A 13,282-nucleotide genomic window follows, 5' to 3' on the forward strand; every position below is an offset into this window, starting at 1 on the left:
GGGGATTCCGATACGGTGTGGGGAAGGGCTTCAGCGGTTGAGAAGGTCCGTTGCCTTGCTGTCCAGCGCCGAAATCAGGCCTTCGATTCCGTCCCGTTCCAGGGTGCGGCGATATTCGGAACGGCGTACGGAAAGCTCGCTGATGCCGTGATCGACGACCACGTCCACCAGGCGCCATTCCGGGCCGACTTTTTTCGACACATAGGAAATCTGATGGCCGTCACCGCTCGGCGACTCCAGGACCGTGTCCACGAGAAGGGTGCCGCCGGGGCCGGGCCGCTCCCCGGTAATGCGGAAATTCTCATTGGAATAGCCATCGAACAAAGTGGCGACGGTGGCGGCGCTCATGCGATGAAAAGCGGCAATCAACCGTTTCTGCTGATCCGGGGTGGCCTGGTCCCAGGATTCAGCGGTGGCCACCTGCACCATCAAGGGCAGGTGAAAGGCCTGACTCAGGGCCGGGGCGAGCAGGTCATAACGTCCCTGAACGCCCATGCTGGAGGATTGTTTCATGACCGACAGCAAGGTGGCCTGGAAGTCGGCCACCACCTGTTGGGCCTCCTTCGGTTCCTCGGCCTGGACCGAAGCCGCGCCGCCGAGCAGCACCACGATCAAAAATCCGCGAGTCAGTCCTTTAAGCCAGATCATGGAGAATTCATCCTTCTGGTAATACGGCAACAGCCCATCCTACAGGATTGCTGGGCAAAAATTGAGTGGTTTCCGACAGGCTCTCCCGGATCGCCCACATCGAGTGTTTATAATACAACAGCAAGCGTGTCATAGATGCAACGCACATCATGGGAATGCGCGCGTCAAGCTGATGACCCTTGCGGATATTCTGAGATTCACATACTAAGATTATGTAGGTGTGGAATGGGGAAATTCCATGCCGGTTATCAAGTGCCTTTAATATAAAAGACAATTGGGGTTTCCATGAAGTTGCTCGGACGAATCGGGAAAGTCGCGGTGGTGGGCGTGATGACTTTGACCCTGCTGGGGCAGAGCATGCTTCCGGCGCGGGCCAGCGAGCCGACACAGGTCGCTCAGGCTCTGGACAGTGGCGAGCCCTGGGACCCCCTGGAGCCCTTCAATCGCGTCATGTTCGGCATTAACGAATATCTGATGCTGCTGGTGGTGACCCCGTTCGCCGCGCCCTATCGGGGCACGGCGCCGAAGGAAATGCAGGAAGCGGTCGGCAATTTCGTTTCTAATCTGCGCGAGCCGGTCAATCTGGCCAATAACCTGCTGCAAGGGGATTTGGATCAGGCTTGGGTGGCCGTGATGCGGTTCATCATCAATTCGACCATCGGGGTCGCCGGTCTGTTTGATCAGGCGACGGACATGGGTTACGAAGGCCGCAAGGAAGATTTCGGTCAGACTCTGGCCGTTTGGGGTGTTCCCGAGACCTTCTATCTGGTGCTGCCGGGCCTCGGTCCGCTCTATCCCCGCGACGGCGTCGGGCGGGTTGCCGACGGCTACATGTCGCCCTGGCGCTATGTGGCCCCCGACGACTTCAACAACGCCACCTGGATGACCGGCAATCTTCAGGCCTATGCCGAAGTGATGCCGGAACTTGAAAAGGTCCGTAAGACCTCCCTCGACTATTATGCGGCCATTCGCTCCATGTATACCCAGAAACGGCGGGCCGAAGTGACCAACGGCGAGGCGGAAACCCTGCCGACGATCCCCGATTTCTCCTCCTATGACGGGGGCGAGGCCCCGGTGGCAGGGACTCCTCCGGTGGGATCGCAGAGCCGGGTCGGTAACGACGGCTGAGGCCGTCGTCCGCGCCCATTCCGGCTGTAGATCGTCTCGGCGGGCGTCGCTCCGGTTGCGATCCGACCCTTGACATTAGTCGGGTATTGAGTCATTATCACAACGAATTTCGGTGCCCTGTCGGGGCCGGAAAGCGCGCTCGGCCGAAAGGCGAGCTTGATTCTGTGTCATTTTGCTTCCAAGGAGGAACTGACCCATGCGCCTGCACCTTGCCCCTCTCCCCTAGCGACAACCCGTTCCGGCGCAGCAGGACGCGCGATCACTTGTCCGTGAACGGACTTTTGATCTTCATGCCCGCCACAATGCCGCCGGATTTCGGTCGTAGGACTTCAGGAGTGTTCCTGTCGGCCTGATGTTGCGAAACGTGATCCAGTAAGATCCAAGAGTGGGAGATCCCAATCATGACCCGTCAAACCTTACCCGCCGTGACGCCCGAGGGCGGTTTCAACCGCTACCTCCGCGAGGCGTGGAAGTTTCCGATGCTGACGGCCGATGAAGAGTACATGCTGTCCCGGCGTTGGCTCGACCATGGCGACGTGGATGCGGCCCATCGGCTGGTCACCAGTCATCTCCGTCTGGTGGCGAAGATTGCCATGGAATACAAGGGCTATGGCCTGCCCATTGCGGACCTGGTGTCCGAAGGCTCGGTCGGCCTGATGAAGGCAGTCCGCAAGTTCGATCCGGAGCGCGGCTTCCGTCTGGCTACCTATGCCATGTGGTGGATCCGGGCCTCGGTGACCGAATATGTGCTGCATTCCTGGTCGCTGGTGCGCACCGGCACCCTGGCGGCGCAGAAGAAGCTGTTTTTCAGCCTGCGCCGGGTCAAGAACCAGTTGGGCATCATCGACAATGGGGAACTGACCCCGGAAGACGCCAGCCAATTGTCGGAGGCCCTGTCGGTCTCCGAGCGGGACGTGGTGCACATGAACCGCCGCCTGTCGGCGCGCGACAGTTCGCTCAATCTGCGGGTCGGCGAAGACGGTGACGCGGAGTTTCAGGATCTGTTGCCCGACGAGACTCCCAACCCGGAAATGCTGATGGCCGAGCGTCAGGAAAGCACGTCCCGTCAGGCCCTGTTGCAACGGACTCTGGGGGTGCTGCCGGAGCGGGAGCGCCAGATCCTGACCGAGCGTCGCCTGAGCGATGAGCCGGTGACCCTTGAGGAACTGGGGCAGCGCTTTGGGATCAGCCGTGAGCGGGTGCGCCAGTTGGAAAACCGGGCCTTCGACAAACTGCAAAAGGCGATGCTGGAAGCGGCCCCGGCCTGATCGGCGCGGATTTTCGATGATCATTCTGTTCACCGACTTTGGCCTGACCGGACCCTATACCGGACAGGTCAAGGCGGTGCTGGCGCAGCGGGCTCCCGGGGTGCCGGTGATTGATCTGTTCGCCGATGCGCCCGCCTGCGATCCCAAGGCTTCGGCTTATCTGCTGGCGGCCTATGGTACGCATTTTACCAAAGACACGGTGTTTCTCTGCGTGGTCGATCCGGGCGTCGGGGGACCTCGGCGAGCGCTGGTTATGCAGGCCGACGGCCGCTGGTACGTCGGTCCGGAGAATGGCTTGTTCGAGATCGTGGCCCGCCGCGCCGCGCAACCGGTCGCCTGGTTTGAAATCCAATGGCGTCCGGAAAAGCTCTCCCGCACCTTTCATGGCCGGGATATGTTTGCGCCGGTGGCCGCCACCCTGGCCACCAACCGGCTGGGAGAGGGCGATCTGACCTCGACGGTCGGCCTGCGCCAAAACGACTGGCCGGACGACCTTGCGGAAGTGGTCTATGTGGATGTCTATGGCAATGCCTTGACCGGGCTGCGGGGTACTCGGGTGAGCCCCCAGGCCCGGCTGGAGGTGGGGGGGCATGAAATCATGGCGGCGGAGACATTCTCCGTTCTTCCGCCGGGCGGTGCATTCTGGTATGTAAATTCTAATGGATTGGTGGAGATCGCCGTCAATCGGCAACGGGCCGATGAGATCCTGGGGATTTCGCGGGGCGCGCCGGTTCGGATTGTGGCGCAGTCATGAAACGATAAGGACCCAAAGATGCGGATCAAGTTCTGGGGAACCCGGGGCAGTATCGCCTGTCCGTCGCCCAATCACATGCGCTATGGGGGCAATACCAGTTGCCTGGAGGTGGAGACCGGGGATCATCTGGTGATCCTGGACGCCGGGACCGGCATCCGTCCGCTCGGCACGGAACTCTTGAAACGCGGGGTTGGTGCGGCCCATATCCTGCTCACCCACACCCATTGGGACCATATCAACGGCTTTCCTTTTTTCGCTCCGGCCTATGTGCCGAGTGGAAAATTCCATGTGCTGGCCGGGCATCTGACCGGGCAGGGCGGCATTGAGCATGTGTTCGATCGCCAGATGGCCGACCCGACCTTTCCGGTGCCCCTGGCCGCCATGCAGTCCAATCCCAAATTCGAGGATTTCAAGGCGGGCGACCGTTTTGAACTGGTGCCCGGGGTGGCCGTGCGCACCTGTCCGCTGAATCACCCTAACGGGGCGACTGCCTACCGCATCGACCACGCCGGCAAATCCCTGTGCTACATCACCGATACCGAACATGTGCCGGGGGTGCATGACCAGCATATCCTGGACCTGATCGAGGGGGCCGACCTGGTGGTCTATGACAGCACCTACACCGAAGCGGAATTTCCCACCAAGGTCGGCTGGGGCCATTCCACCTGGAACGAAGGCATGGCTTTGTGCAAGCTGGCCGGGGCAAGAAAGCTGGGAATTTTTCACCACGATCCCGGTCACGAAGACGATTTCATGGACAAGTTGTCGGCGGAGGCCAACGCCGCTTGGCCGGATCATGTGGTGGTGTGCCGCGATTTCCTGGAAATCGTGCTGTGACCTCTTGCCCTATTCGGGCGTGGTCTTCAGATCCAGGCGTTCGCCGCTGGGATCAATGAAGTCGCGGGTTTCCATGCGCTGCTGGAGGTTCTTGCGCTCCTCCAGGGAGGCCGGGAAAATGCGGGCCAGCACCCGGCGGTTCTGGGCCATGTTGGCCGGAATGGGAGCCCCGTCAGCGGTGCGGTTGGGGACCTTCGGACGGGTCTCGCCGTAGCCCGCCACCTTCATGCGTTGCGGGTCCAGACCCAGCTTGATGAACAGGCGGACCACACCGGCGGCGCGGTCGGTGGAGAGTTCCCAGTTGGAGGGGAATTGAGCCGTGCTGATGGGGTCGTCATCCGTATGCCCCTCAATCTCGACCATGAAAGTCTGATAGCGTGGCTCCTTCAATTTCTTCGCCACTTCGCCGAGGAGCGGAACGGCCTGGTCGCGGATGTCTGCGGAACCGGGTTTGTAGAAGGCGGAACTGGCGAATTCGAGCACGATCCCCCGGTCATCCTCGCCCACCTGCACCGCCTCTTCGGCGCTTTGCTGATAGATGATGTCGCTCATGTCCATTTTCAGGATGCTGGTCGAACTTTGCGCATCGGCCTTGCCCATGCCGATTTCGTTCTTGATCCCGGCGGCGACCTTTTCGAAGGTCGGGATGTCGATCTTGGAGAACGACACCAGCATGACGAAAAAGGCCATCAGCAGGGTGATGGCATCGGCGTAGGTGGCCAACCAGGCTTCGTCTTCCGGTTCTTCGGGCTTGGGCGTGAAAGCCGACATATCAGCGCTTCATCTTGTCGATGTTGAAGTGCAGGGACGGGTCGAGGAAGCTGTTCATGCGATCCTGAATGGCGCGCGGACTCTTGCGGTCGGCCAGCATGACCAGCCCCTCGGTCACCAGATAATTGCGGAAGCGGACGATTTCCTCGCGCTGTTTGACCTTGATCCCGGCCGGGATGAAGATCAGCCGCGCGAACAGCACCCCGTACAGGGTGGTGATCAAGGCGACGGACAGGCCCGGGCCGAGGGCCGACGGGTCCTCGCCCATCTTGCCCAGCATGATGATCAGACCGACCAGAGTACCGATCATGCCGCAGGCCGGGGCGGTGCCGCCCATGCTTTTGAGAATATCCGCCGGAACCGTGTTACGGATGAAGGTGGATTCAATGGCGTTGGTCATCACCTCGCGGACTTCCTGGCCGGTGTAGCCGCTGATGACCATTTCCACCCCATAGGCCAGCATCTTGTCGCTGCGCTTGAGCTTGGGGATTTCCTTTTCCACCGCGCCAAGGCCGTTTTTCTGGACCTCGTAGCCCCACTTGATCACCCGGCCGACCTCGGATTTCAGGATATTGCGGCCAATGCGCGGCGCAAACACGATCCGGTAGATCAGTTTCAGGGACAGAATGACGTAGCGCGCCTCGAAGGAGATGAAGGTGGCGGCGAAGGTCAGGCCGACCACCATGACAAAGCTGGCCAGATCAATGAAGACCGACGGGTCATTGGTGCTGACGGCGATGGCTCCGACAAACAGACCGAAGCCGAAAAGCACACCGAGGATCGTTCCGATCGACATAAAGAGGTCCCGCTGTCCAGTGCCGCCGCCCGTTCCGGCGACGCTCCCAATCCAAAGTAAGCTATAGTCTACAGTAATTTATTTTCAGTTAAAGGGGCTTGGGGGAATCAATTCAGCGTTCCCTGAAGGCCTCGTGGCGCAGCTTCAAGACCGGTTTGATCAGGAAGTCCAGGACGGTTTTTTTGCCGGTGTGGATATCCACCGTCGCTTCCATGCCCGGGGTGATGGTGAATTGGCCTTCCTGGGCACCGAGCCAGGTTTTCTCCGTTTTTACCACCACCTGGAAATAGGTATCGCCGGTCTGCTGATCGGTCGAGGAATCCGGGGCTACCTGGATGACTTCGCCATCAAGCCCGCCGTAGCGCACGAAGTCGTAGGTGGATATCTTGACCACGGCCTTCTGACCCACCTGCACATAGCCCACGTCGGTGGGCTGCAAGCGGGCATCAATCAGCAGGTTGTTGTCCGAGGGGACGATTTCCATGATCGCCTCGCCCGGTTTCACCACTCCGCCGATGGTGTGATAGCGCATGTTCTTGACGATGCCGTCGATGGGACTCTTGATTTCGGCCCGCATATTCTGATCGGTGGCCTGGGCCAGCACTTCGCGGACCCGGGCGATGTTTTGCTCCACTTCGCCCAGGGCTTCCTCCGATTCACGCAGGAAGCTGTTTTTGACTTCCTCCTCCCGCTGGGCGGCCTCGCGGACGGCGGCCCGGGCGCGCGGAATGGCGGGCTTGAGACCCATCATTTCGCCTTCCAGACTTTCCACCTCGGCTTCCAGTTCCAGGTGATCCATCTTGGCGGTGAGCTGCTTGGCCAGCAGGGTTTTCGACATTTCGAAACGTCGCTTGGCCAGTTTCAGATTCTGATCGGTGGCCCGCTGCTTGGCTTCCAGCTCGACCACTTCCAGTTCACGCTGGGTTTTCTGTTCGTCGAGGACCCGCATGGAGGTTTGCAGTTCCAACTGCCGGGCCGCGTAGGCGCGCTTTTCCGCATCGAGCAGGATCGGGCGCCGCTGCGCCACGTCCTCGGGGAATTCCGGCGGCTGTTGATTGACTTCGGCGACCAGACGGGCTCGGGTCAACAGGTAACCGTCGAGGCGCACCTGCAATTCCTCCCGATTGACACCGGAGGTGGCGAGATCCAACTGCACCAGGGTATCGCCCGTCTTGACGTGGCTCCCCTCGCTGACATGGATCGCCTGCACGATGCCGCCTTCCAGATGCTGGATGACCTTGACTTTGCCCAGCGGCACCACGTCGCCAGTCGCCACCGCCACCTCGTCCAGGGCGGCAAAGTTGGACCACACCAGACCGCCTCCGAGAAAAAACATCACGATCCAGGCGAACGAACGCCAGGTGGGAATGGGGCGGGACTCGGCCAGTTGATCCAGGCGGCTCATGACGGCTTCCCCTTGTCCGGGGTTGGCGTGCTGGGCGGGGCGGGGGAAGCGGGTCTGGTCGCGACGGGGCGCTGCGCAGGCGGTCTTTCCATGCCTGGAGCGGGCGGCAGGGTCGGCTTGCGGGCCGGGGCCGTTTGCAGGGTCGCCGGAGCGGGACCGGTGGGTGCGGCGGGTGCCGCCGACGGACGGGCTGCGCCGCCAAACAGACGCGGCAGGATTTCCTTGGCCGGACCGGCAATGGCAACCCGGCCCTTGTCGAGGGCGACCAGATTATCGCAGGCCGACAGCAGCACCGGGCTGTGGGTAATGAGGATGATGGTATGGTCCTTGGCCAGTCCCTTCAGGGTGGTTTTCAGTTCCTCTTCCGCCTGCCGGTCGAGACTGCCCGAGGGTTCGTCGAACAGCAGCACCGCCGGATCGCCGATCAGCGCCCGGGCGATGGCCAATCGCTGGCGCATGCCGCCGGACAGGCGTCGTCCGGCCTCGCCGATCTGGCTGGCATAGCCGTCGGGCAGGTCGACGATGACATCATGGACCCCGGCGGCCTGGGCGGCGGCAACGATCTGTTCGTCGGAGGCATCGGGGTGACGGAAGGTGATGTTATCGCGCACCGTACCGGCAAACAGCACCAGTTCCTGCGGCACGTAACCGACCCAGGAGGCGATTTCGGTGCGGCTGAACTGAGAAATATCCGCATCGTCAAGCAGCACCCGGCCTTCAACCGGCTTGTACAGGCCCTGGGCCATTTTGATCAGGGTGGTCTTGCCCGAGCCGTTGCGCCCGACCAGGGCATGCATGCCGTTGGGGGTGATGGTCAGGTTGACCTTGTCGAGCACCATGGGGCCATCGTTGCCGTAACGGAAGCTGACGGTTTCGAACGTGACTTTGCCTTGCGGACGGCCCAGAGAGACTTCGCTGACCTGACGGTCGCTCTCGCTGGCGAACACCTTGCCCAGGCGTTCCACCGATTGCTTGAAGGTGGCGTAGCCGCGCCACGTGTTCACCAGTTGGTTCAACGGACCGATGATGCGGCTGGACAGCATGTTGGTGGCAATCAGCGACCCCATGGTCAATTCCTGGTCGATGATGGCAATGGCACCGACGGTGGTCATCAGCACCGTAGTGGCCATGGTCAAGGTGGTGGCCAGGGAGGTGTAGGAATCGGTCTTGTGGCCGCGCTCAATGGCCCGCTCGATATTGTCCGCGTGGGCCCCTTCCCAGACCGGCTTCATGGCCCGCTCCAGCGCCAGGGCCTTAACTGTCGTTCGTCCGGCGATGATCTCGGCGATCAGTCCATCGCGGTTCAGGCTGGTCTTGCGCTCTTCGGTGTTGACCGCGTTGAGTACCGCTCCGGAGCGCCAGGCCATGAGCAGGAAAATCGGCAGAATGACCAGCAACACCCAGGCGATGGGCCAGGCGATGACGCAGATCAGCCCGAGGAACAGGACCACGAACGGCAAGTCGGTGAGCAGTACCGCCGAGGCCCCGGACAAGGTGTTGCGGACCACGTCCACATCCCGGAACAGGGATTGCCAGAACGATCCGGGCTGGGTTTCCAAATGTTGCAGCGGCAGGGCGGTGATTTTGTCGAACAGGTGTCGGCCGACCTGCACATCGACCCGCAGCGCCACCGTTTGCATGATTCGGGCGCGTGAATTGCGCATCAGGTAATCGAACAGCAGCACCAGAGCCATGCCGATGCTCAACCCTTGCAAGGTCGTCAAGCCATGATGAAACACCACCCGGTCGTAGATCTGCATCACATAGACCGGCACAGCCAGGGCCAGCATATTGATGAAGAACGACATCAGAAGGACCTCGGAAAAGGTCTTCTTGAGCGGGCTCAGGATATGCCGAATCCAGGCCCTGGGGCCTTCGGCCTTGGTCGAGGCTTCGAACGGGTTGGTCATGGTCGGCGTGTGTCCTTTGCGTTCTGAGCGAGTTATAGACTATTTCAAGCTCCAAGACATGATCAAGTTCTCCCGGTGGCGTTTTTATATGCTAAACTCGCCCCCGTGGGTGCGTTAAGTCTGAAGGGGCAGTAGCATGGACATGGCGACGGACAAGGGCTCTTCAAAGGCGCCTGATTCCGAGAATCCAGGGAATAAAAAGAAGCCCGGCAAGCGACGGTTCCGAATCGGCTGGGACCGCCTTATCGGACTCGTCATTCTCGCCGGTTTCGTGGCCTTGCGGGTGTGGGACCCTTACCCGGTCGAAATCTTTCGCATGAAGATGTTCGACGTGTACCAGAAGATCAAGCCACGGGCCATTCCCAAGCCCGAGGAAAAACTGGTCACCATCATAGACTTGGACGAAGCCAGCTTGAGCGAAGTCGGGCAATGGCCCTGGGACCGCGTCACCATCGGCCAGTTGATCGCCAATTTGGCCAATATGGGTGCCGTGCTGACCGCCTTCGATATCGTGTTCGCCGAACCGGATCGCATGAACCCGGAATCGGTGGCCAAGACCCTGGTGACTCTGGACGAGGAAACCAAGAAAAAGATTGCCGAACAGCCGAGCAACGACGAGCTCATGGCCGGAGTAATGAAGCAGACAAAAGTGATCGTCGGCTATGCGGGCTACGACAAAGAGAAAGAAGAGGACGCCAACCGGAAGCCGATCAAGAAGTCGGTGGCCATCCTGGGGCCGCAGGATAAGATCGATTTTCTGCCCGAATACGAGTCGCTGATCCGTAACATTCCTGTGCTCTCCGATGCGGCGACCGGACATGGGGTTTTCTCGTTAACCGACGAGCGGGACAATGTGGTGCGGCGCGTGCCGACCATTTACCGCTTTGGCGACAGTATGATGAATTCTCTGAGCCTGGAAATGATGCGGGTGGCCACCGGGCGCCCGACGGTGCTGCTTAAGACCAACGAGGGCGGCATCTACGAGGTGGCGGTGACCAAGAGCATCCTCCTGCCCACGGACGAGAGGGGCATGGTCTGGCCCTATTACTCGAAGAGCGACCCGGACAAGTACGTATCGGCCCGCGACGTGCTGGCCGGGGTCGCTGATCCGGCGAAGATCCAGGGCAAGCTGTGCATCGTCGGCACCTCGGCGGTGGGCCTGAAGGATATTCGTGAAATTCCCACCGAGCGGCAGGTGCCGGGAGTCGAGGTCCACGCCCAGGTGATCGAGGCGGCGCTTCTCAAGCAGTTCTTGAAGCGGCCCAACTACATCTCGGTGGTCGAAATGACATTTCTGCTGTTCGGCGGCCTGCTCATGATCGTCCTGGTTCCCTATCTGGGTGCCAAATGGACCTTGTTCATGTTCGTGGTGTTGCTCAGTGGGTCCGCTGGTATTTCCTGGTACCTGTTCACCGATCGACTCATCTTGTTCGACGCCACGTACGGCATGATGTCGACCCTGATTCTCTACACCACCCTGACCTATCTCGGCTATGCGCGCGAAGAAGGGCAGCGGCGGCAGGTGCGCGAGGCATTCTCCCATTACCTGTCCCCGGACATGGTGGCCAAGCTGGCCGAAGATCCGGAACAGTTGCAGCTCGGCGGCGAACTGCGCGATCTGACGGTGATGTTCTCCGATATTCGGGGCTTCACCACCCTTTCGGAAAAATTCGATGCGCAGGGCCTCACCGTGCTGATTAATAAGCTGCTGACCCCATTGACCAATGTGGTGCTCGAATACAAAGGCACGGTGGACAAGTACATGGGCGATTGCATCATGGCGTTCTGGAACGCGCCGCTGGACGATCCGGACCATGCCAAGAACTGCATCAAGGCGGGCATGGTGATGAACGCCTCAATGGATCAGATCAACGATAAATTGCGCAAGGAGTTCGAAGCGGAGGGCAAGACCCACGACGACCTGAAAATGGGTATCGGCATCAACTCCGGCGACATCGTGGTCGGCAACATGGGGTCCGACCTGCGCTTCGACTATTCCTGCCTGGGCGATAACGTGAACCTCGGGTCACGCTTGGAAGGCCAGTCCAAGACCTATCATGTGGACATCGTCATCGGCGAGAACACGGCGGCCAAGGTGAACGACCTGCCGCTGCTGGAAATGGACCTGATCAAGGTGAAGGGCAAGCAGGCGGCGGTACGCATTTTCACCTGCGTCGGTCACGAGGAGGTTCTGACCTCTCCGGAATTCCAGACGCTGAAAGACTCCCACGATGCCCTGCTGGCGGCCTATCGCGGCCAGCGCTGGGCCGAGGCCCGGGAGCTGCTGTCCGTGTGCCGTGAAAAGGCAAAGAATTTCAACTGCATCGGGTTCTACGATGTGGTGGAGGAGCGCATCGAGCAATTCGAGGAAGCCCCCCCGCCCGCCGACTGGGATGGTGTATTCGTAGCGACCAGCAAGTAAGAAAAACCCCCGGAAGCCAAAGGCACCGGGGGTTTTGTTTCGTTAGGCGGCCTTGCCGCTGCTGCGGCGCGGGGCTCTGGGGGCGTTGCGGCGGCCCGGGCCGGGGGTGCGCTTTTGCGGCTGCGGGCCGCGCTTGGCCGAAACGGCATGTCGTCCGACATCCGCCGCATGATAGGGGTGGTCGGCGAACACCGGCACGGTCTGGCGGATGACTTTCTCGATATCGCGCAGATAGGCATGTTCCTCGTGATCGCAAAAGGAGATGGCGATTCCAGTGGCTCCGGCGCGGGCCGTGCGGCCGATGCGGTGGACGTAGCTTTCCGGGTCGTTGGGCAATTCGAAGTTGATCACATGGGTGACCCCGTCCACGTCGATGCCTCGGGCCGCGATATCAGTCGCCACCAAGGCCCGGATCTGTCCCGAACGGAAGCCGTTGAGGGCGCGCGTGCGGGCATTCTGTGCCTTGTTGCCATGGATGGCGTCGGACCGCACGCCCGCCATGTGCAGGTGCTTGGCGACCCGGTCGGCCCCGTGCTTGGTGCGGGTGAAGATCAGCACCCGCTTGATGCTTTCGTCATTGAGCAGATCTTCGAGCAGGGCCCGCTTCTTGTCCTTGGCGACGAACAGCACACGCTGCTCGACTTTTTCGGCGGTGGTGGCGGCAGGGGCCACCTCGACCTTGACCGGGTTTTTCAGCAGTCCGTCGGCCAGAACCTGAACCGAGGCGGGCATGGTGGCCGAAAACAACACGGTCTGACGACGATGGGGCAGGGTGGCGGCGATCTTTTTGACATCGCGAATGAAGCCCATATCGAGCATCCGGTCGGCCTCGTCGAGAATGAACACCTCGATCTGGTCGAGCTTTACATGGCCCTGGTTCATCAGGTCCATGAGCCGTCCCGGGGTGGCGACCAGGATATGCACGCCCTGGGCCATGGCCTGAATTTGCGGGCGGATGGAAACGCCGCCGAAGACCACGGTGGTCCGTAGATTGATATGGCGGCCATAGGTGCGCAGGGAGTCGGCGATCTGTCCGGCCAACTCCCGCGTCGGCGCCAGGATCAAGGCCCGAGGATGGTTGCGTACGGGGCGTTCATCGTGAGCGGCCAAACGGTTGAGCAGGGGCAAGGCGAAAGCGGCGGTTTTGCCGGTGCCGGTCTGGGCGACGCCCAGCAGGTCGCTGCCTAATAGCAGCGGCGGCACGGATTTGGCCTGAATGGGGGTGGGGGTGGTATAGCCTTCTTCCAAAACGGCGCGAAGGATGGGTTGGGCCAGATTCAGGCCCGCAAAATCGGTCATAAAATTATTGTCTTTCACAACAAGTTATCATCACCCGTCGCCCC

The 13,282-nt window shown here is 60.9% G+C and carries 11 protein-coding genes; 5 read left to right on the forward strand and 6 right to left on the reverse strand.

All coding sequences use genetic code 11. The features are described from left to right. Nucleotides 1-30: 30 nt before the first annotated feature. Nucleotides 31-648 carry an ABC transporter substrate-binding protein gene (locus ACYQ1P_RS10530; protein WP_460020315.1) on the reverse strand — a complete coding sequence of 206 codons (618 nt, stop codon included), beginning with the start codon at nucleotides 646-648 and terminating at the stop codon, nucleotides 31-33. Between the two features lie 285 nt (nucleotides 649-933). Between ACYQ1P_RS10530 and ACYQ1P_RS10535 the strand changes: the two genes are divergently transcribed. The 4 genes from ACYQ1P_RS10535 to ACYQ1P_RS10550 all read left to right on the forward strand — a co-directional run bounded on the left by ACYQ1P_RS10535 (nucleotide 934) and on the right by ACYQ1P_RS10550 (nucleotide 4,635). Continuing rightward, nucleotides 934-1,776 carry an MlaA family lipoprotein gene (locus ACYQ1P_RS10535; RefSeq protein ID WP_460020316.1) on the forward strand — a complete coding sequence of 281 codons (843 nt, stop codon included), beginning with the start codon at nucleotides 934-936 and terminating at the stop codon, nucleotides 1,774-1,776. 401 nt (nucleotides 1,777-2,177) lie between these two features. Then, complete coding sequence (rpoH, locus tag ACYQ1P_RS10540) at nucleotides 2,178-3,044, forward strand: RNA polymerase sigma factor RpoH (RefSeq protein ID WP_460020317.1); 867 nt, start codon at nucleotides 2,178-2,180, stop codon at nucleotides 3,042-3,044. 16 nt (nucleotides 3,045-3,060) lie between these two features. Continuing rightward, entirely contained in the window at nucleotides 3,061-3,798 is a 738-nt protein-coding gene (locus ACYQ1P_RS10545; protein WP_460020318.1) for an SAM hydrolase/SAM-dependent halogenase family protein, read from the forward strand. Nucleotides 3,799-3,816: 18 nt separating this feature from the next. Next, nucleotides 3,817-4,635 carry an MBL fold metallo-hydrolase gene (locus tag ACYQ1P_RS10550; RefSeq protein WP_460020319.1) on the forward strand — a complete coding sequence of 273 codons (819 nt, stop codon included), beginning with the start codon at nucleotides 3,817-3,819 and terminating at the stop codon, nucleotides 4,633-4,635. Nucleotides 4,636-4,644: 9 nt separating this feature from the next. Here ACYQ1P_RS10550 and ACYQ1P_RS10555 read toward each other — a convergent pair whose 3' ends face one another. From ACYQ1P_RS10555 to ACYQ1P_RS10570, 4 genes are all read right to left on the reverse strand, one after another. Next, nucleotides 4,645-5,406 carry an OmpA/MotB family protein gene (locus ACYQ1P_RS10555; protein WP_460020320.1) on the reverse strand — a complete coding sequence of 254 codons (762 nt, stop codon included), beginning with the start codon at nucleotides 5,404-5,406 and terminating at the stop codon, nucleotides 4,645-4,647. A gap of 1 nt (nucleotide 5,407) precedes the next feature. Beyond that, complete coding sequence (locus ACYQ1P_RS10560; protein WP_460020321.1) at nucleotides 5,408-6,202, reverse strand: motility protein A; 795 nt, start codon at nucleotides 6,200-6,202, stop codon at nucleotides 5,408-5,410. Nucleotides 6,203-6,314: 112 nt separating this feature from the next. Next, nucleotides 6,315-7,607 carry an HlyD family type I secretion periplasmic adaptor subunit gene (locus ACYQ1P_RS10565; protein ID WP_460020322.1) on the reverse strand — a complete coding sequence of 431 codons (1,293 nt, stop codon included), beginning with the start codon at nucleotides 7,605-7,607 and terminating at the stop codon, nucleotides 6,315-6,317. Beyond that, nucleotides 7,604-9,517 (reverse strand): peptidase domain-containing ABC transporter, encoded by a 1,914-nt coding sequence (locus ACYQ1P_RS10570; RefSeq protein ID WP_460020323.1) that lies wholly within the window; start codon nucleotides 9,515-9,517, stop codon nucleotides 7,604-7,606. The genes ACYQ1P_RS10565 and ACYQ1P_RS10570 overlap by 4 nt, the downstream gene beginning before the upstream one ends. A 136-nt stretch (nucleotides 9,518-9,653) precedes the next feature. Between ACYQ1P_RS10570 and ACYQ1P_RS10575 the strand changes: the two genes are divergently transcribed. Then, complete coding sequence (locus ACYQ1P_RS10575; RefSeq protein ID WP_460020324.1) at nucleotides 9,654-11,939, forward strand: CHASE2 domain-containing protein; 2,286 nt, start codon at nucleotides 9,654-9,656, stop codon at nucleotides 11,937-11,939. A 42-nt stretch (nucleotides 11,940-11,981) separates the two neighbouring features. On the opposite strand, the gene ACYQ1P_RS10580 is transcribed toward ACYQ1P_RS10575, so the two are convergent. Next, on the reverse strand, nucleotides 11,982-13,238 hold the full coding sequence (locus ACYQ1P_RS10580) for a DEAD/DEAH box helicase (protein ID WP_460020325.1): 1,257 nt from the start codon (nucleotides 13,236-13,238) through the stop codon (nucleotides 11,982-11,984). Between the last annotated feature and the right edge of the window lie 44 nt (nucleotides 13,239-13,282).

It is taken from the genome of Magnetospira thiophila, from assembly GCF_054657015.1.

Bases quoted from the DNA above. Each gene is read 5' to 3' on its own strand.
- ACYQ1P_RS10530 (WP_460020315.1), bottom strand. From the start codon at position 648: ATGATCTGGCTTAAAGGACTGACTCGCGGATTTTTGATCGTGGTGCTG.
- ACYQ1P_RS10535 (WP_460020316.1), top strand. From the start codon at position 934: ATGAAGTTGCTCGGACGAATCGGGAAAGTCGCGGTGGTGGGCGTGATG.
- rpoH (WP_460020317.1), top strand. From the start codon at position 2,178: ATGACCCGTCAAACCTTACCCGCCGTGACGCCCGAGGGCGGTTTCAAC.
- ACYQ1P_RS10545 (WP_460020318.1), top strand. From the start codon at position 3,061: ATGATCATTCTGTTCACCGACTTTGGCCTGACCGGACCCTATACCGGA.
- ACYQ1P_RS10550 (WP_460020319.1), top strand. From the start codon at position 3,817: ATGCGGATCAAGTTCTGGGGAACCCGGGGCAGTATCGCCTGTCCGTCG.
- ACYQ1P_RS10555 (WP_460020320.1), bottom strand. From the start codon at position 5,406: ATGTCGGCTTTCACGCCCAAGCCCGAAGAACCGGAAGACGAAGCCTGG.
- ACYQ1P_RS10560 (WP_460020321.1), bottom strand. From the start codon at position 6,202: ATGTCGATCGGAACGATCCTCGGTGTGCTTTTCGGCTTCGGTCTGTTT.
- ACYQ1P_RS10565 (WP_460020322.1), bottom strand. From the start codon at position 7,607: ATGAGCCGCCTGGATCAACTGGCCGAGTCCCGCCCCATTCCCACCTGG.
- ACYQ1P_RS10570 (WP_460020323.1), bottom strand. From the start codon at position 9,517: ATGACCAACCCGTTCGAAGCCTCGACCAAGGCCGAAGGCCCCAGGGCC.
- ACYQ1P_RS10575 (WP_460020324.1), top strand. From the start codon at position 9,654: ATGGACATGGCGACGGACAAGGGCTCTTCAAAGGCGCCTGATTCCGAG.
- ACYQ1P_RS10580 (WP_460020325.1), bottom strand. From the start codon at position 13,238: ATGACCGATTTTGCGGGCCTGAATCTGGCCCAACCCATCCTTCGCGCC.